An 18,548-nucleotide genomic window follows, 5' to 3' on the forward strand; every position below is an offset into this window, starting at 1 on the left:
AACACTAAGGAATCATTATGGCAGAACAAAAAGGCATTAATGCACTGGGGCGTGAAGCCGCGTATCAGTTAGCGAACGTGACCAAAACGGCACCGCAATTTGCGGCAATCACCCCGCGCTGGGTCAGCCGTTTTCTCGATTATAAGGGCCTGGAATCGGGGATTTACCGGGTGAACAAGGTCGTGGAGGGGGAGACGCCGCTGGATGTATTATGCAGCCAGGATCCGTCGCGCGTTGAAATACCCCAGGGCTATATCGAGTATCAGACCACGCCGCGTGAATACCAGCTGGATTCGATTACGACCATTATAAACGTCGATACCAAAATCGCCGATCTCTACAGCTCGCCCTACGACCAGGCCTCAGAGCAAATCGCGCTGGCGATTGAAAGCCTGCGCGAGCGCCAGGAAAGTCAGCTGATCAATAACGATGAATATGGATTGCTGAAAAATATCGACGACTCGCAGCGTATTCAGACCCGCAATGGCCGTCCAACGCCGGATGACCTGGATGAGCTGTTGTCCAAAGTCTGGAAGGAGCCCTCCTTCTTTCTGGCCCATCCGCGCGCGATTGCCGCATTTCAGCGTGAGGCCACGCGACGCGGCGTGCCGCCGGTCACCGTGAATTTGCATGGGGGCACGTTTATCCTGTGGCGCGGTATTCCGCTGATCCCTTCCGACAAGCTGTTTGTCGATGGTCTGAAAAACCCGAAAGGCCAGGGCGGAAAAACCAATATCCTGTTGATTCGTTCCGGTGAAAGCAAACGCGGCGTGCTGGGACTTTATCAGGAAGGGCTGCCAAACGAACAGTCTCGCGGTTTGTCGGTGCGCTTCCGGGGGATCGACGATAACGGCGTGGCTTCCTATTTACTCTCACTTTATTGCTCCGCTGCGATCCTGGCCGATGACGCCATTGCCGTGCTGGAGGATGTTGAAGTGGGTGAATATTATGACTACGAGTAATTTATTCACGCTTCCCTATGCGCCCGGCGGATGGGCGGGCGACGCGCCCTCCGCGCGTGATTATGGTCTGCCCGACGCGCGCGATCTGCAGGGGCTGCCTGACGATGCGCCCGCACGCCCGCGTGCGACCGAAGCCGCTTACGCGCCGCGGGTGCTGCCATTGGGCCAGGAGAGCAGGGCGGATATAGCGCCTCGCGGATTCGCGCCTTTACCCTCTTCCAGCGTAAAAACGGCGCCGCCGGCGCGGGTTGGACAGATCCCGGTGGAACGCATCCGCGCTGATTTTCCGATCCTTAGCGAACAGGTGGACGGACATCCGCTGGTGTGGCTGGATAATGCCGCGACGACCCAGCGCCCGAAGCAGGTTATCGATCGTATCAGCCACTATTATTTACATGAGAATTCGAACGTTCATCGGGCGGCGCATACGCTTGCCGCTCGTTCCACCGATGCTTATGAAGCCGCGCGTGAGAAAGTGTCGCGTTTTATCGGCGCCCGCGGCCCGGAAAATATCATCTTCGTGCGCGGTACCACGGAAGGGCTCAATCTGATAGCGCACAGCTACGTGAAGCCGCTATTACGACCGGGGGATGAAATTATCCTGACGTTGCTTGAGCATCACGCCAATATTGTACCGTGGCAGCTTATTGCCCAGGAAACGGGCGCGACGATCCGCGTTGCGCCGGTTGATGAGCACGGTCAGCTGATCGTTGAGGAATATATCCGGTTGTTCAACGATAAGACCCGCTTTGTCTCCGCGACCCACGTTTCTAACGCGCTGGGTACCGTCACGCCGGTTCAGGAGCTGGTGCAGATCGCCCATCGTTTTGGGGTGCGCATTGCCATCGACGGCGCGCAGTCTATTTCGCATATCCCGACCAACGTGACGGCGCTGGATGCCGATTTCTTCGTCTTCTCCGGCCATAAAATTTTTGGGCCGACCGGGATCGGCGTGGTCTATGGCAAGCAGGAGGTGCTGGAAGAGGCGCGCCCTTACCAGGGCGGCGGGAACATGATTGCCGACGTGACCTTTGAACTGACGCGCTATCAGCCCTCGCCGAATAAGTTTGAGGCAGGGACGGGCAATATTGCCGATGCCGTCGGGCTGGGGGCGGCTATCGATTATGTCACCTCGCTGGGGATAGAAAACATTGCGCAGTATGAGCACGCCTTACTGGAGTATGGCATCGCGAAGCTGTCGGCTATTCCGGGCCTGACGCTGGTCGGTACCGCGGCGAACAAAACCAGCGTCTTATCTTTCGTGCTGGCGGGTCATGAAAATGCAGCCGTGGGGCGCTATCTCAGTCAGGTCGGCATTGCCGTGCGATCCGGACATCACTGCGCGCAACCGATCCTGCGCCATTTTGGTTATGAGAGTACCGTCCGGCCTTCGCTGGCTTTTTATAATACGCCGCAGGAAATTGATTTTCTCGCAGAGCATGTCGCAAGGTTTGCTTCGCGATAGCGGTGTCAAGCGCGCCAGGGATGGACCATGACGACAATCCCACAAGCCCGCTGATTTCCCCGCGGGCTTTTATCATATCGTGGTAAGGATAAGGCGTGTTGCCGCGACTTCGGCAACACGGCGAGCCAGCCTGAAAGGCGCCAGCGGACGTTTTAATGGGGGGGCAGTAGCTGCCTGAATGAATGTGGGGTTAACGCTGCATCCCCCAGCGCTTAATTGTGATCTTTTCCAGACTGGCGAATACGATGCCTTCCACCAGCAGACCAATCGCGATGACCGTTAACAGCCCTGCAAATACCCGGTCGGTGAACAGCTCATTGCGATTCTGGAATATATACCAGCCCAGACCCCCTTCGCCGCTGGAGGCGCCGAATACCAGTTCGGCGGCAATCAGCGTTCGCCAGGCGAAAGCCCAGCCTATTTTCAAACCGGAAAGGATGGCGGGCAACGATGCCGGAATAAGAATCGTGATCACATAGCGTGGCCCACGGAGGCCATAGTTGCGCCCGGCCATGCGCAGCGTTTCCGGCACGCTGCTAAATCCGGACCAGGTATTCAGAGCGATGGGCCACATGACGGAATGTATCAGTACAAATATCAGGCTGGCATTTCCCAGGCCAAACCACAGCAGAGCCAGCGGCAGCAGCGCAATTGCCGGCAGTGGATTGAGCATCGCGGTTAATGTGCTGAGCAGATCGCGACCAAACTGCGTGGTCACTGCCAGGGCGCTGGCAATCAGCGCCAGCGCGCTGCCCGCCAGATATCCTTTCAGTAGGGTACTGAGTGAATTGACGATTTTTTCCGGCAGTTCGCCATTGCGCAGGTCTTCACTGAACGCCTGCAGCGTCTGAAATACCCCGGGCAGCATCAGATCGTTTTGCTGTATTCGCGCGGCGATCTCCCATAGCGCCAGCACCAGGGCGACAATCACAGACTTACGCAGCCATGCCTGATTCCACAGGCGCTGGCTTAAGGGTAGCGGCGTTTCTACCGGCAGATTACGTAGCGGCGGTAATTCGCGTTCGAATTCAGGACGAATGTACGGTGGCTGGGACATACGCTGGCTCCTCGCCGGATGAGTGAGACGGACCGTTGCCGGTCGTCGGGAATAACAGATGGTGAATATGACGAGCCGCGTGTTGAAACGCCTCGCTGCCGAAATCATTAAGCGTGAACTGATGACAATTAAGCTCTGCCCGGACGCGTCCTGGATGCGGCGAAAGCACCACAATACGGCTGCCTACGACCAGCGCCTCTTCAATCGAGTGGGTGACGAAAAGCAGCGTAAAGCGCTCTTCTTCCCAGAGCGTCAGCAACTCTTCCTGCATCGTGCGCCGCGTCAGCGCATCCAGGGCGGCGAAGGGTTCGTCCATCAGCAGGATGCGCGGTTTCATCGCCAGCGCACGGGCGATGGCGACGCGCTGCTTCATGCCGCCGGAGAGCGTATGGGGCATCGCGTCAGCAAATTCCGCCAGACCGACTTTGTGAAGAAAATGCAGCGCCGTCTCTTTTGCCTGTGAACGGCTGGCTTTGCGGCTGGCGAGCAGAGGAAACATGACGTTTTCCAGCACCGTTTTCCACGGCGGCAACTGGTCGAACTCCTGGAATACCATCATGCGGTCCGGAGCGGGGGCGCTAACTGGCGTCCCTGCAAGCGAAATTTGACCGCTGCGCGGGGCAATAAAACCGCCTGCGGCTTTCAACAGGCTCGATTTTCCGCAGCCTGAGGGGCCAAGCAGAATAAAGCGGTCCCCAGGCCAGACATCAAAACTGACATCGTGCGTCGCGCGTACCCGGCGTTCACGCGTGCGGTATTCAATATCGACATGGCTGACCTGCAGCAGCGGGCCATCAATTTGCTGATTGACCATCATAGCCTCCAGTATCGCGGTTTAGCTGCCGGGGTTTTCCCATGCTTCGTTAAAAAAATAATCTTTCCACGAGTCGGCCTTATTTTTCAGTATCCCAAGCTCATGGAGTTTTTCGGCATATACGCCAGTACGTTCAGGGGAAACCGTAAAGCTTATTTCGGGATCGTTAACAATTTTTTGTACCAGCGGTAAAGGCAGCCGCGATTTCTCAACGCGAATGTAAGTTTCGGCAGCGGCATTTTTGTCACGGTTAATAATACTTGCGGCTTCGCTGAGCGCGCGATAAAACGCTTTATAGGTTCTGGGGTTTTCATCATGGAATTTCTGGGTGGTATAGAGAACATTAAAGGTTGCCTGTCCCCCCAGTACGTCATAGGAGCTGAGCACTTTATGCACGTTTTTATGTTCCAGCGCCTGATACTGGAAGGGCGGGCTTGAGAAGTGGGTGGTAATCTCCGAGCCGCCGGCAATTAATGCCGCGCTGGCGTCCGGATGCGGTAAACTGACGCTAATTTTATCGAAGCGTTTGAAGTCCCCGTCACCATATAATTTCGCGGTCTCGATTTGTAATGTACGAGACTGAAAACCGACGCCTGCTGCCGGTACGGCGATCCGATCTTTTGCGGACAGATCTTTAATGCTTTTTACCGCCGGATTATTACTCAACAAATAATTGGGCATCGACCCCAGCGAGGCAATCGCTTTCACATTTTGCTTACCTTTGGTGCGATCCCATAGGGTGAGTACGGGAGGAACACCCGCTGACGCAACGTCCAGAGCGCCAGAGAGCAGAGCCTCATTCATCCCGGTCACTCCGGAAATGGTGCGCCACTCTACTTTTATATCCAGCCCCTCTTTCTGACCCTCTTTTTCGATAAGCTGTTGGTCACGTACCACATCAAGAATTAAATAGCCGATGCCAAATTGCTGCGCGATACTAATGTTTCCTTCCGCTAATGCCGGCTGGCTTATCCCGCCCAGGGCGGAAAGCGCCAGCGTACAGGCGAGTATTCTGCTTGTTTTATTCATTTCAGTTTCCCAGAAAGGTGTTTCTCAGCCAAAAATCATGGGCAGAGGCGAGCGGGAAAGGAAGTGATTTAAATGAAAATGAATATCAGAGAAATGAATAACGATATTTGTGGCTTGTTATTTACCAGGTGGAAAAGCTTAGTCATTATTCATGTTTAGGTCATAAATATATTCTCAGTATAGTCGGGTTCATCTTTTAAATAGCCCTTGTCAATGTAGGGGCAGTCATTGCGAGCCTCATCATGCCTTTATTTTCGGATCATCACTTACGTTCGCTTTTGCAGCGCCATCTGGTAAGGGTTGGCACCGGACCTGATATCGCTCAAAAGGTCGCGGATAACCTTGTCGAGGCCTCACTAAAAGGCCACGACTCTCATGGCGTGACCCTGTTACCGCGCTATATTCGGGCCATTCTGGCAGGGGATTTGAACCCTGGCGCCACGCTCACCATGTTGTCTGATGCCGGACCGATCGTCTCTTTTGATGGCGGACACGGCTTCGGCCAGGCGTTGGGCGAACAGGCTATGGCCGTGGGTATTGAGCGTGCGCGCGAGTTTGGGGTGGCAATAATCGGATTGTCTAATACCCACCATCTTGGACGAATCGGCGCATGGGCGGAACAGGCGGCGGACGCCGGACTGGTCTCGCTCCATTTTGCCAACGTGGCAGCGCCGTCGGTCGTACTGCCTTTCGATGGACTCGGTGCCCGACTCGGCACAAATCCTTTTTGTGTCGGGGTACCGCTCGCGAACCGGCCCCCGGTTATCCTTGATTTCGCCACCAGCGCCATAGCAGGCAATAAAGCGCGCATCGCATGGAATGAAGGGCGAGCCATCCCTGAAGGATGTGCGGTAGATGCGAACGGACAACCCACCACCGACCCTGCGGTATTAATGACGGAACCGTTCGGTGCCTTGCTGCCTTTTGGCGGGCATAAAGGCGCAGGATTGTCGCTGATTTGTAGTCTACTCGGCGCTGCGCTGACCGGCGGCGAAACCGAAAGCCAGCAAATTCCGCCACGTGCCGGAATCATCAACAATATGCTGTCGATTTTATTTGATCCTGCGCGGCTGGGGGCGCAGGAGAGTTACCAGCAGGCGCTATTAGCGCAGGTGGACTGGGTGCGTAGCGGGCAGGAAGGGCGCAATGTGCAGATCCCCGGAGAGCCGGAATTGCGCGCGTATACCCGCCGCCAGCAAGAGGGTATCTGGATCGATGAGGTGAGCTGGCAGGCGTTTGTCGCCCTGGAAGCATTAAATACCTGAGGTTGTCTGCCTGGTTAAATACGTCTTTGGGTTATCTGTTCAAAGCGTTGGTATTATGTCCGGTTAATTAGTGCTGATGAACAAAATAAATAAAAGCACTATTTTTTATCTTTTTTCCTCATAACCATAGCTGAAAAACTTGGTAAGTCATCAGTGAGAAAATAAATATAGTCATACTTAATATTGTATGAACCTTTTATCCTCGCGGCCAAATTTTAATTTGCTGCGTAGTCATTTTTTACAGGAGTTATTATGCATCTGGCGCGTTTCCCCCGGCTTCATTTTGGCCACTTCCCGACCCCTCTGGAGCCTCTCACGCAGCTTTCACGATTGCTGGAGGGGCCAAATATCTGGATAAAACGAGACGATTGCACAGGCCTCGCCACTGGCGGCAATAAAACCCGCAAACTTGAGTTTTTGCTGGGCGATGCCCAGGCAAAACAGGCGGATATTATCATTACCCAGGGCGCCACGCAGTCTAACCATGTGCGTCAGACCGTCGCGGCGGCAGCCAGACTGGGTCTGGAAACGCATATTTTTCTCGAACAACGCGTCACGACGCTGGGTGATGAGTATCAGCAATCCGGCAATGTGCTGCTGGACGGTTTGCTCGGGGGCAAAATTATCGCTCATCTTCCCGGCGGTACGGATATGCAGCAGGCAATGGAACAACACGCGGAAAGCCTGCGAGCCAGGGGCCACACCCCTTATGTCATCCCCGGTGGAGGCTCGAACGCTATCGGCGCGCTGGGCTACGTCTCCTGCGCGGAAGAACTGCTTTGGCAGTCCAGCCAGCTACGGCTGCGCATCGATCATATCGTTCATGCCACCGGTAGCGCAGGTACACAGGCTGGCCTGATTGCGGGCTTAACTGCCACGCACAGCGGTATTCCTCTCCTCGGGATTAGCGTCCGCGCTCCGCGCGAAAAACAGGAGCACAACGTCTGGCGTCTGGCGCAGCAGACGCGGGAACTGCTCGGTGTACCGGGTGAATTGCCGCGTGAGGCGGTGGTGGCGAACGGTGATTATGTCGGCGAAGGCTATGGCTTGCCCACCGAAGGGATGCTTGAGGCGCTGCAGTTGCTGGCGCAGCACGAGGGGATTCTGCTCGACCCCGTCTATTCCGGAAAAGGCATGGCCGGATTGATTGATCTGATCCGTAAAGGTCATTTCCGCAGGGATGAGAATGTGGTGTTTATCCATACGGGGGGAAGCGCAGGTCTGTTTGGCTACCGTCAGGTCATCGCCGATTCTTTGCCATCATGAGTACACCATTTCTGCTGGGAATTCTTGGCGGCATGGGGCCGCTGGCGACGCTGGATCTGATGCATAAATTGCTGCGGGCAACGCCCGCCAGCAGCGACCAACAGCAAATTCCCCATGTGGTATGGAATGTGCCGCAAATTGCGGATCGCCAGCGGGCGCTGGCGGGAACGGGGCCATCCCCGCTGCCGCAGTTGTTGTACGGTGTGGAACAGCTGAACCGCGTGGGCGTCAGTCATATTGCCATTGCTTGTAATACGGCGCACCACTGGTATGAGGCGCTGGCGCAGCATAGCGACGCACCGTTGCTGCATATTGTGGACGCCACGCTGGCGCTATTCGACGGGAAAGAGAAACCCCGGCGGGTCGGGATTATTGCTACCCAGGGCACGCTGGATGCCGGTTGGTTTCAGCACGGATTTACCGCGATGGGGATCGAAAGCGTACAGCCGACGCAAGAAGAACTGCGGCAGTGGTTTGTGCCGGGATGCTATGCGGTAAAACGCGGCGAACTGCGTACCGGCGGAGAACTGCTGAGTCTACAGGCCCAGGCATTGCGCGATCGTGGCGCAGAGCGGCTGGTGCTGGCCTGTACAGAAGTGCCGGTTGCGCTGGCTGAGGTGACCTCACCGCATCTGGCCGTGTCAATTGATCCCGCAGAAGCGCTCGCCCGGCAGTGTGCCCGGCTATGGCTGGCGCAACGCGAGACATGGCATTAAAAACGTTGTTATTTAAAGGATAAATTAAATGAATAAAAGTCTCTGTGTCTTACTTGCAGCGGGTGGCCTGTGGGTTAATAGCAGCTTTGCCGAAACGCCAGCGGAAGTTCGGGTGGCATATAGCGGCGGTTCTCAGGTGCTGATGCTGGCTAAGGCCGATGGTTCTTTGGATAAGGCACTCAACAGCAAGGTGAAATGGGTGCAATTTGCGTCCGGTGCTGATGCGTTAAATTACTTTGCCAGCAATGCGATTGATATTGCTAATTTTGGATCCAGCCCGGCAACGGCAGGCATTGTCAGAAAACTGCCGGTGGAAATTATCGGCGTCTCTGGCGTGATTGCCAGCTACGAGCGTTTAATTGGTAAAGACGGTATTGCCAGCATTAAAGATATTGAGGGTAAACGCGTAGCCTATCCGCCAAACTCGACGGCGCAATATGCGCTTGAGGCCGCTATCAGCGTTAACCATCTCGACCGCAGTAAAATAACGTTATTGCCGCTGCGTCCGGCGGAAATGGTCGCAGCCTGGAAACGCGGTGATATCGACGCGGGCTATGTCTGGGCGCCGTTTGCTCAGGAACTGGAGACTTCTGGCGGGCATCAGGTGTTCGCAACCAAAGATCTGCAAAAAGATGGCTACCTGATTTATAACAACTACGTTGTGCGTAAAGCTTTTGCTGAGCAGTATCCGCAAACCGTCAGCGCGTTTCTGCGTGTTCATCAGCAAAAAGTCGATGAGTTTAAGAAAGACCCGGAGCGCGCGGCGGCCATTGTTGCGAAAGAGGTGGGCGCGCCGGTGACGACCGCCGTCAATACGTTGGGTGGGCTGGAATATCCCACGCTGAGCCAGCAGGGTACGGCGCAATGGTTGGGGAACGGTACGCAAACCACCGACAGCGGGATTGGGAAAGCGCTGACCAAAACCTCTCACTTCCTTGCTGATATCGGCGAGATTCGCCAACGTGATATCCCGGCCAGCTGGGACAGCGCCATTAACTCCCGTTATATCCGTGACGCAGCGGTAGCCGCGCAATGAGATTGAGTTATCACATTGCCATCAGCGTCGTTTCGGTCACTGTTTTCTTTATCGTCTGGCAGGTGGCGGCCTCGCGGCAATGGGTTGATCCGCTGCTGCTGCCATCGCTAACGGATATAGGCCTGACGACCGAAGAGTTGCTGGCGGATGGTTATCGTCAGGTGCCGCTGTGGGAGCATGTTGCCGTCAGCCTGGCACGTGCGTTAAGCGCTTTTTCTGTGGCAATCATCATCGGTATTCCTCTGGGATTATTGATGGGGCTGTCGGAAGGTCTGGCGGCGGTGCTGAATCCGTTTGTGCAGTTTTTGCGCCCGCTGCCCAAAATTGCCCTTATTCCGCTGGCGGTCGTCTGGCTGGGGATTGGTGAGGCCTCGAAGTTCTTTCTCATCTTTATTGCCACTTTCCTTAGCGTGGTGGTGGGGGCATCTGCTGCGGTAGAGCGTATTGGTCGTTCGCGCATTCGTGTGGCGCAAACGCTTGGTGCTTCACGCAAACAGATCTTTTTGCGCGTGGTGTTACCGGATACGTTACCGGAACTGTTCACCACCGTCAGGCTGTCGATTGGTATTGGCTGGACGTCGCTTATCGCGGCGGAGATGGTCGCTGCCAGTTCGGGGCTGGGTTGGATGGTCATTAACGCCAGCTCCTATTTACGCACCGATATCGTCATGCTTGGCATTTTGCTACTGGGTGGCATTGGCTACGCGCTGGATTTACTGCTGCTGGGGCTGCAGCGCCTGTTTGTACCCTGGGCGGGGAAAGAATAATGAGTGCTATCACGCTGGAAAACGTATCGCTCGCCTTTACGGCGAAGCCACAGCCGTTCACGGTGCTGGAAGATATCAGCCTGTCGCTCCACAAAGGGGAATTTGTGGTGTTACTGGGGCCTTCCGGCTGCGGTAAGTCCACTATTCTTAACCTGGTCGCCGGGTTTAACAAACCGGATCGGGGGCGCGTGGTGGCGGGGGGGAAACCGGTCCGCCAGCCGGGGCCGGATCGCGGAATGATCTTCCAGCAGCCTAACCTCTTTCCGTGGCTATCGGTACTGGATAACGTCACCTTTGGTCCTCGGCTGGGTAAGCATCGCAAAGATGAAATTAACGCCCGTGCGATGGAATGGCTTGGACTCGTTGGCCTGCAAGGCTTTGAGCACCATTCGCCCTGGCAGCTTTCAGGCGGTATGAAACAGCGGGTAGCGCTGGCGCGTGCCTGGCTACCCGGCCCGGATGTGCTGTTACTGGATGAACCCTTCGGCGCGCTCGATGCGCAAACCCGTCTGATGATGCAGGAACTGCTGCGTGAGGCCTGGCTCAATACCGGCACCACTCTGCTTTTTGTCACTCACGACGTGGAAGAGGCGCTATTCCTCGCCGATCGCATTCTGATTATGTCAGCAAACCCAGGAAAAATTGTTGAGGAGATCGCCCTGCCTTTTGGCCGGGAACGTGATATCGAGAATCTGTCTGAACACCCGGATTACAGCGGGATCAAACATCATGTACTGCACCGGGTGCGTAAGGAGGCTAAACGCCATTTAGGTTGAAAACGGCTGCAGCAAGCAAAGGGGTTATTTCCGAACTTATCATATCGTGGTTCCCGGTTGTTCTGGTCATATCGAATGACCAGACAGGCAGCGATCGCGTCTGGCCCTGCTTCGGCGAAAGTCTGCACCGTCTCCCCCAAAAGCTGAGCTTACAGCATTGCCGATAATCTTTTTTAACTGCCATTAAAACCGATGCTGGCGCGATTTTTAGCGCCAGCATCGCCTTCAGACGGTAATCCCCGATGATCCGTTCCGGCCTTTTATATTTGTCAGGTTTGCTACTGCAACAATTCGGCAAATTTCGCCAGCCATTGCGGATGAGCGGGCCAGGCGGGGGCGGTCACCAGATTGCCATCCACATGCGCCTGATCGATACCGATGTCGGCAAAATGTCCGCCGCTGAGCCGCACTTCCGGCGCGCAGGCCGGATAGGCGCTGCAGGTGCGGCCTTTTAATACCCCCGCAGCTGCCAACAGCTGAGGGCCGTGGCAAACGGCAGCAATAGGTTTACGCGCTGCGTCAAATGCCTGCACCAGTTTAAGCACTTGCGCATTCAGGCGCAGATATTCTGGCGCCCGGCCGCCGGGGATTAACAGTGCGTCGTAATCCTGTTCTTTCACCGTTGTAAAATCGGCGTTGAGAACAAAGCGGTGCCCGGGTTTCTCGCTGTAGGTCTGGGCGCCATCAAAATCATGGATCGCGGTCATAATGAGGTCGCCTTTTGTTTTATCTGGACAGACCGCATCAACCTGATGACCGATCATTTGTAATGCCTGAAACGGCACCATAGTTTCGTAATCTTCGGCGTAATCGCCCACCAGCATCAGAATCTTTTTGCCCATCTTATTCACTCCTGTATGAAGAAAGGTGTCTAAGATATAGCCTGGCGGGAGAGGGAATGCGAACCTGGGGATGACGGACGGCTGGCGGGGCATGCCGATCTGGCGGCGATGCGGCAAATGAATCCGCCGCTGCAATCCATTGAGTCCTGGCTGGCGGGAACAGGGCGCGTCGCTTTCGAACGGGCGCTGGCAATCTCTGCCGGCCGGGCCTTTACGCGGTAAACCCGTTTTTCCCGGCGCCAGGCAGGAATTAATGAGCGAGAGGTATTATTGTAAGCTCTGTTTTAATATATCTGCTGAATGAAATACCGCTATTTCTTTTACGCTCAGCGCGAATCTATATGTTGTCCGGTTTAACCATCGATACCGGATATCTGAAAAATATTATTTGTGAGTTTTATATTAATCTTGTCAGCCATTAATTATAACCATATCCATGCCCGGCACTGGGCTTTTCATGGCCAGTAAACGATAAAAAATAATTTATTTCTTACGCCCCCTGTTCGTGTTCTTTTCAGTATCCGGAATGATAAGTGTTTACCTGCATATTGATTTGCATCAATCAACCCTGTGTATTCAGATGTGAATTTAATTCATATTGCTGCATGAGGTATACTTTCTGCCTTTATTGTAAGCAAATGGTTGTTATTACATACCGGCTTTGTTTGTCTGATGCGTTTCATTTTTACATTTGCCTTAGGATGCCTGAGGAAAGTCTTATAATGGACTTTGCAACCGGCAGGTTGATATTTTTTGGCGCTTTGCTCTACTATATCCGGGTCATCACACACCGTTATCTTTAACACATTATTCCTCACGGGAAGGGACTGCTATGGCTGATACGTTCCAGAATGAGGTGCCCAAGGCACGCATTAATTTAAAGCTGGCTCTGCACACAGGAGGCGCGCAGAAGAAAGTCGAGCTGCCGCTGAAACTCCTCACCATCGGTGATTTCAGTAATGGCAAAGAAGACCGGCCATTATCGGAAAGAGCAAAAATCAACGTCAATAAAAATAACTTCAACAGCGTACTTTCGGAATTCAGCCCGGAAATCAGCCTCACGGTACAGAACACGCTGGCCGGCGATAGCGCCGAAGAAAATATTCAGCTCCGCTTCGCCGATATGAAAGATTTCGAACCGGAGCAGGTGGCCCGCCAGATCCCCCAGCTCCGCGCCATGCTGGCGATGCGGAATTTATTACGCGACCTCAAATCCAACCTGCTTGATAACGCCACTTTCAGAAAAGAGCTTGAGAAAATCCTGAAAGACCCGGCGCTGACGCAGGAATTACGCGACGAAATGAGCGCGCTGGCCCCGAAATAAACGGCGTGCGTTATTTAATGGATTAACCGGGAATATGCTGATGTCTGTAAATACTGAAACCGCCCCCGCGCAGGGGCAGACCGCTGTACTGGAAAAAGAGAGCGTTTACGCCTCCCTGTTTGACAAAATCAACCTGACCCCGGCGTCCCGCCTGGGCGATATTAACGACTTTCTGGATGATGCCGCGCTGTCCGACGCCCCGGCGGGCGAACGACTGACGGCGGCGATGCAGGTATTTATGGACTGCATCCGTCAGTCCGGAAAGACCGTGGAGAAGCTCGACAAGACCCTGATTGACCACCACATCGCGGAGCTGGACTATCAAATCAGCCGCCAGCTGGACGCGGTGATGCACCATCCTGAGTTCCAGAAGGTGGAATCCCTGTGGCGCGGCCTGAAGCAGCTGGTGGACAGCACTGACTACCGCCAGAACGTCAAAACCGAAATTCTGGACGTCTCCAAAGACGATCTGCGCCAGGACTTCGAAGACGCGCCGGAGCTGATTCAGAGCGGCCTCTACTGGCACACCTACACCGCCGAGTACGACACCCCGGGCGGCGAGCCGATTGGCTCGGTGATCTCCGCGTATGAGTTCGACGCCAGCCCGCAGGACGTGGCGCTGCTGCGCAGCATCTCCGGCGTCTCCGCCGCGGCCCATATGCCGTTTATCGGCGCCGTGGGTCCGGCCTTCTTTCTGAAAGAGTCCATGGAAGAGGTTGCCGCCATCAAGGATATCGGCAACTACTTCGACCGCGCCGAGTACATCAAATGGAAATCCTTCCGCGACACCGACGACGCGCGCTATATCGGCCTGGTGATGCCGCGCGTGCTGGGCCGCCTGCCGTATGGACCGGACACCGTGCCGGTGCGCAGCTTCAACTACGTCGAGCAGGTGAAAGGCCCGGACCACGAGAAATACCTGTGGACCAGCGCCTCGTTCTCCTTCGCGTCCAACATGGTGAAAAGCTTTATTAATAACGGCTGGTGCGTGCAGATCCGTGGCCCGCAGGCGGGCGGAGCGGTGAAAGATCTGCCGATCCACCTCTACGATCTGGGCACCGGCAACCAGGTGAAGATCCCGTCGGAGGTGATGATCCCGGAAACCCGCGAGTTTGAGTTCGCCAGCCTCGGCTTTATCCCGCTGTCGTACTACAAAAACCGCGACTACGCCTGCTTCTTCTCGGCCAACTCGGCCCAGAAGCCGGCGCTGTACGACACCGCCGACGCCACCGCCAACAGCCGCATCAACGCGCGCCTGCCGTATATCTTCCTGCTGTCGCGTATTGCGCACTACCTGAAGCTCGTTCAGCGTGAAAACATCGGTACCACCAAGGATCGCCGCCTGCTGGAGCTGGAGCTCAACACCTGGGTGCGCGGTCTGGTGACGGAAATGACCGACCCGGGCGACGAGCTGCAGGCCTCACACCCGCTGCGCGACGCGAAGGTGGTGGTGGAAGATATCGAGGACAATCCGGGCTTCTTCCGCGTGAAGCTGTACGCGGTGCCGCATTTCCAGGTGGAAGGGATGGACGTGAACCTGTCGCTGGTCAGCCAGATGCCGAAAGCGAAAGCGTAAGGCGGGGGCAGGGATGAAAACAGTACGACCGCTGTGGGGGCGGGGCCAGATGGTTTCCCCTCAACATTTTCAGCAGGAGGCCGCGCAAGCGGCCTGGCACACCGAGTGTGTCGCCCGACTGGGAGCAATACATCCCTGGGGGGTTGCGCGGACGGCTTTTGACGCCGCGCTGCTGAAGCAGGGGAAACTGAAGGCCGACCACCTGTGTGTGCGTTTCGCCGACGGAACGCTCACTGATAGCGATAACGCCGATGCGTTGCCGCCCGTGATGACCTTACCGGAAACAGAAAGCCACGAACTGACGGTGGTTTTGGCGTTGCCCCATGAGTATGAAAACGGCGGCAACTGCCTGCAACCGGAGCAGAAAGCGGAGCGTCCTGTGCGCTGGCGTCTGGCCTGGCGGGAGGTGCGTAACCGCTATGGGGATGACAGCCGCCAGATTGCGGTAATGCAGCCGGAACTGACGCTGCGTACAGAGGATAACGACAACGGCAATTACCAGACCGTCGCCGTGGCCCGTCTTAAGCGCGACAGCCAGGGAGACTGGTCGCAGGACGCGTCGTTTATCCCGCCGCTGCTGAACGTGCAGGCCAGCCGCTGGCTAACGGAGCAGACCGAATATCTGACGGGTCAGCTACGCGCGCGCCTGCAGCGCCTGATGTCTATGCGTCGGGAGAGCAACGAACGAATGGCCGACTTCGCGGTGGCGGACGTGTCGCTGTTCTGGCTGCTGAATGCGCTCAACAGCGCGGAGCCGGTGCTCAGCTATTTTGTGCGCTATCCGCAGGTGCACCCGGAGCGGCTTTATCAGGCGCTGGCCGGTCTTGCAGGCAGCCTGCTGACGTTTTCTCTTGATCACACCACCGCCGATATTCCGGCCTATCGTCATGAGCAGCTAACGGCGGTCTTCCCGCCGTTGTTTGACCTGCTGGGTGTGCTGCTGGAAGCCAGCCTGCCATCCCGGGTTGTGGCGATTGACATGGTCCGCGATGAACGGCGCAAGCGCTGGCACGCCCGTCTCCACGATCCGAGACTGCGTGAAGAGGCGGATTTTTATCTCTCGGTACGCTCGCCGCTGCCGGTAGCGCAACTGCTGGAGCAGTTTCCGCTTCAGTGCAAAGCGGGTAGCCCGGATGAAGTCGACAGGGTGGTCAACGGTTCGCAGCCCGGCATTCCTTTGCGCGCGATGAGCCACGTCCCTGCGGCTATCCCGCTGCGCCTGGAAAACCAGTATTTCACCCTTGATATGGCCCATCCGGCGGCGCGGGCGATGCTGCTGGAAGGCAGTTGTGTCTTTTACGTCCCCGGTCTGCTGGGCGATCCGGAACTTGAACTGTTTGCGGTGCTGCGCTCATGAAACAGGACATAAATATCGACGCCCTGATGGCGGACGCGTGGCTGACGGTGACGGAACTGCGGTTCGGCGCAAGACTGGCCGACGGGGAGGGCGACCGCCTGTGGCGACATTGTGTAGATCATATTGAACAGGTGATGGCGAAGCTTGAGGCTGCGGACGTCAGCGAGGCGAGCCGTCGGCATATTCTTTACGCCTGGTGTGCGCTGCTGGATGAGACCGCCAAAGGACGCGAAGGCGAGGATGATGCCTGCATCGTCTGGTATGACCGTCCGCTGCAGGCGAAATACTTTGGTGCTCTGGACGCCGGAGACGCGTTGTATGAACGGATGCGTCAGGTTCTGCGCGAGCCCGCGCCGGATATGGCGGTGCTGACCTGTTTCCACCGGGTGCTGATGCTCGGCTTTAAAGGGTGTTATGCCCTGAATGAACCGGCTCGTGACCAGCTTGTTCGGGTACTGACCGAGCGCGTGCCGCCGTTTGAAACGGACCAGAGCCGTCCCGTACTGGCGGGTATCTCCGGGCGCAGCGGCCTGGCGGACGGGTTACGTCGCTGGCCGGTTTGCATCGGGCTGTCGCTGGTAGCGATCGCCGCGCTGTGGTGGGGTCTGAACCACTGGCTTGATTCCCTGATTGCAACCCTGCTGCCGGGGGCCGGGAAATGAACGTGCGCTATTTGCGCCTGTTATGGCTCTGGGGCGGGATCCTGGCGCTGCTGCTCTGCCTGCTGTTTCTGCCGCTGGCCTCCGGCGGGCGGATTCTGGCCGCTGCGCTGATACTGGCCGCCGTTATCGCCGGGCTGATTTTCGCCGGGCGCAGGCGGGAAGATCCGCTGGTAGATAACGCCTGGCTGGATGAGATACCGGACGCGCCGTATCGCCTGCCGGTGGTGCTGGTCTGCGGCGATATTGCTGGGTGGCCGGAGAGCGGGCCAGTTTACCGCACGGCACGGGGCTGCTGGTTAAACGTCCCGACGGCTGAACTGCAGCAGACGGTACGTATTCTTCTGTGGAAACGCCCGGACCTCGTATCGCAGCTGGCGGTGATGGTCAGCGTCTGTCCGCAGCTGCATCGTGATGAGGCGGCGCTGGCGGCCGGGCTTTATGAGCTGCGCTGGCAGCTGAGCCAGGTGCGGAGCGATTGCCGCCGGGCGGTGCCTTTACTGTTGAACAGTAAGGTGGCGGGGGCGTCTGTTCCACAACCGCTGTGGCAGACAGCGCAGGCCGGGGAGGCCATGCAGGTATGGCTGGCGGACGATGTGCCGTGCAGCACCGGGACATGGCTGGCGCAAAAGGACGGGACGGACCGCCTGGCTGCGCAGGTGAGGATGAATACGCTGGTTCGCCTGACTGAACAAACAATGATGGCCGCGCTGACGGCGGCGTCGGACGATATGCCTCCGGCGGACCCGGCGATGGTGGTATATCACATGACGCCTTCGGGGGCGCCGGTTCTGGCTGATAGCCTGTGGCAGCGCTGGTTGTCTCAACATACCGCCCTGAATTCGCTGCCCGGCTGGCAGCCCAATCCCTCATCAGCGGATGTCACGCTGCCGAATTTTATTCTGCCGCTGTTGCCACTGGGCGCCGGCGTGGCGCCGCTCAGCAGAACTTTACGGCGGGCATTCTGCCTGTTCACCCTTGCCGCCATCATCGCACTGTGCGCCAGCGCGTGGAACAACCGCCAGCTGCTGCAGCGGGTGGGGTTCGATATTCAGCATTACGCGCAGATTGCGATGGATGACTACGCCCCGAAAGCCCGCGCCGTGCAGATCCTGCGCGGGGATGCGCTGCAGCTGGATCGGTGGGCGCGCCACGGTGAACCGCTGGAAATGGGGCTCGGCCTGTATCACGGGGAGCATTTGCGCATGCCGGTGCTGGACGCCATTCGTTCCTATGTCCCGGCGCCTCCGCCACTGAAGCCTGCCGAGAAAACCGCGCCGAAAATCATCCGCCTCGACAGCATGTCGCTGTTCGACACCGGCAGGTGGGCGCTGAAGCCCGGCTCGACAAAGCTGCTGGTGAACTCGCTGGTCGGCATTAAAGCGAAGCCCGGCTGGCTGATTGTGGTGGCGGGCCATACCGACAGCACCGGCGACGATAAATCCAACCAGATACTTTCGCTTAAGCGTGCCGAATCGGTGCGCGACTGGATGCGCGACACCGGCGACGTGCCGGAGAGCTGTTTTGCGGTGCAGGGCTACGGCGAGAGCCGACCCGTTGCCCCCAACGACACGGCCGAAGGCCGGGCGCTGAACCGCCGTGTCGAAATCAGTCTGGTGCCGCAGGCGAATGCCTGC

At 56.9% G+C, this 18,548-nt stretch carries 17 protein-coding genes and 1 pseudogene; 14 read left to right on the forward strand and 4 right to left on the reverse strand.

The window, feature by feature from the left end; translation table 11 throughout:
- Positions 1 to 17: 17 nt before the first annotated feature.
- Together CDA56_RS25935 and CDA56_RS25940 are read left to right on the forward strand one after the other, a co-directional pair.
- The gene (locus CDA56_RS25935) at positions 18 to 962 is read left to right on the forward strand and encodes a family 2A encapsulin nanocompartment shell protein (protein WP_014229056.1); all 945 of its coding nucleotides are present in this window, start codon (positions 18 to 20) and stop codon (positions 960 to 962) included.
- The gene (locus CDA56_RS25940; protein WP_102802783.1) at positions 949 to 2,427 is read left to right on the forward strand and encodes a cysteine desulfurase; all 1,479 of its coding nucleotides are present in this window, start codon (positions 949 to 951) and stop codon (positions 2,425 to 2,427) included. The genes CDA56_RS25935 and CDA56_RS25940 overlap by 14 nt, the downstream gene beginning before the upstream one ends.
- 190 nt (positions 2,428 to 2,617) lie before the next feature.
- On the opposite strand, the gene CDA56_RS25945 is transcribed toward CDA56_RS25940, so the two are convergent.
- From CDA56_RS25945 to CDA56_RS25955, 3 genes are read right to left on the reverse strand one after another with little or no spacing between them, the layout of a single operon-like run.
- Entirely contained in the window at positions 2,618 to 3,484 is an 867-nt protein-coding gene (locus CDA56_RS25945; protein WP_014229058.1) for an ABC transporter permease, read from the reverse strand.
- Positions 3,456 to 4,298, reverse strand: coding sequence for an ABC transporter ATP-binding protein (locus tag CDA56_RS25950; RefSeq protein ID WP_025107026.1), 843 nt, complete (start codon positions 4,296 to 4,298; stop codon positions 3,456 to 3,458). The genes CDA56_RS25945 and CDA56_RS25950 overlap by 29 nt, the downstream gene beginning before the upstream one ends.
- 21 nt (positions 4,299 to 4,319) lie before the next feature.
- Positions 4,320 to 5,327: an ABC transporter substrate-binding protein gene (locus CDA56_RS25955; protein WP_049068962.1), complete on the reverse strand. Its 1,008-nt coding sequence runs from the start codon at positions 5,325 to 5,327 to the stop codon at positions 4,320 to 4,322.
- Between the two features lie 242 nt (positions 5,328 to 5,569).
- Between CDA56_RS25955 and CDA56_RS25960 the strand changes: the two genes are divergently transcribed.
- From CDA56_RS25960 to CDA56_RS25985, 6 genes are all read left to right on the forward strand, one after another.
- Positions 5,570 to 6,592: a malate/lactate/ureidoglycolate dehydrogenase gene (locus tag CDA56_RS25960; RefSeq protein WP_103814053.1), complete on the forward strand. Its 1,023-nt coding sequence runs from the start codon at positions 5,570 to 5,572 to the stop codon at positions 6,590 to 6,592.
- Between the two features lie 252 nt (positions 6,593 to 6,844).
- On the forward strand, positions 6,845 to 7,858 hold the full coding sequence (gene cuyA / locus CDA56_RS25965; protein WP_048261889.1) for a D-cysteate sulfo-lyase: 1,014 nt from the start codon (positions 6,845 to 6,847) through the stop codon (positions 7,856 to 7,858).
- Positions 7,855 to 8,574, forward strand: a complete 720-nt coding sequence (cuyB, locus tag CDA56_RS25970) for a cysteate racemase (protein ID WP_103814055.1) — start codon at positions 7,855 to 7,857, stop codon at positions 8,572 to 8,574. The genes cuyA and cuyB overlap by 4 nt, the downstream gene beginning before the upstream one ends.
- 28 nt (positions 8,575 to 8,602) lie before the next feature.
- The gene (locus tag CDA56_RS25975) at positions 8,603 to 9,610 is read left to right on the forward strand and encodes a taurine ABC transporter substrate-binding protein (protein ID WP_014229064.1); all 1,008 of its coding nucleotides are present in this window, start codon (positions 8,603 to 8,605) and stop codon (positions 9,608 to 9,610) included.
- Positions 9,607 to 10,377, forward strand: coding sequence for an ABC transporter permease (locus CDA56_RS25980; RefSeq protein ID WP_014229065.1), 771 nt, complete (start codon positions 9,607 to 9,609; stop codon positions 10,375 to 10,377). Before CDA56_RS25975 ends, CDA56_RS25980 begins: the two co-directional genes overlap by 4 nt.
- Positions 10,377 to 11,153, forward strand: a complete 777-nt coding sequence (locus CDA56_RS25985) for an ABC transporter ATP-binding protein (RefSeq protein WP_089046358.1) — start codon at positions 10,377 to 10,379, stop codon at positions 11,151 to 11,153. Before CDA56_RS25980 ends, CDA56_RS25985 begins: the two co-directional genes overlap by 1 nt.
- A 278-nt stretch (positions 11,154 to 11,431) precedes the next feature.
- Here the strand turns inward: CDA56_RS25985 and CDA56_RS25990 are convergent, their stop codons facing one another.
- Entirely contained in the window at positions 11,432 to 11,995 is a 564-nt protein-coding gene (locus CDA56_RS25990; protein WP_103814057.1) for a DJ-1/PfpI family protein, read from the reverse strand.
- Between the two features lie 69 nt (positions 11,996 to 12,064).
- Here CDA56_RS25990 and CDA56_RS31580 point away from each other — a divergent pair.
- The 6 genes and pseudogenes from CDA56_RS31580 to CDA56_RS26020 all read left to right on the forward strand — a co-directional run.
- A pseudogene (locus CDA56_RS31580) lies at positions 12,065 to 12,217 on the forward strand (NmrA family transcriptional regulator); the annotation flags it as partial.
- Between the two features lie 610 nt (positions 12,218 to 12,827).
- Positions 12,828 to 13,319, forward strand: coding sequence for a type VI secretion system contractile sheath small subunit (gene tssB, locus CDA56_RS26000; protein ID WP_014229069.1), 492 nt, complete (start codon positions 12,828 to 12,830; stop codon positions 13,317 to 13,319).
- A 40-nt stretch (positions 13,320 to 13,359) separates the two neighbouring features.
- The gene (tssC, locus tag CDA56_RS26005; protein ID WP_025107033.1) at positions 13,360 to 14,895 is read left to right on the forward strand and encodes a type VI secretion system contractile sheath large subunit; all 1,536 of its coding nucleotides are present in this window, start codon (positions 13,360 to 13,362) and stop codon (positions 14,893 to 14,895) included.
- Between the two features lie 13 nt (positions 14,896 to 14,908).
- Positions 14,909 to 16,252, forward strand: coding sequence for a type VI secretion system baseplate subunit TssK (gene tssK / locus CDA56_RS26010; protein WP_104011459.1), 1,344 nt, complete (start codon positions 14,909 to 14,911; stop codon positions 16,250 to 16,252).
- Complete coding sequence (gene tssL / locus CDA56_RS26015; protein WP_014229072.1) at positions 16,249 to 16,914, forward strand: type VI secretion system protein TssL, short form; 666 nt, start codon at positions 16,249 to 16,251, stop codon at positions 16,912 to 16,914. The genes tssK and tssL overlap by 4 nt, the downstream gene beginning before the upstream one ends.
- On the forward strand, positions 16,911 to 18,548 hold a 1,638-nt coding region (locus CDA56_RS26020; protein WP_104011460.1), incomplete at its 3' end, for an OmpA family protein. The genes tssL and CDA56_RS26020, both read left to right, overlap by 4 nt.

Origin of the sequence: Klebsiella michiganensis (assembly GCF_002925905.1) — a bacterium.
Classification (GTDB): domain Bacteria; phylum Pseudomonadota; class Gammaproteobacteria; order Enterobacterales; family Enterobacteriaceae; genus Klebsiella; species Klebsiella michiganensis.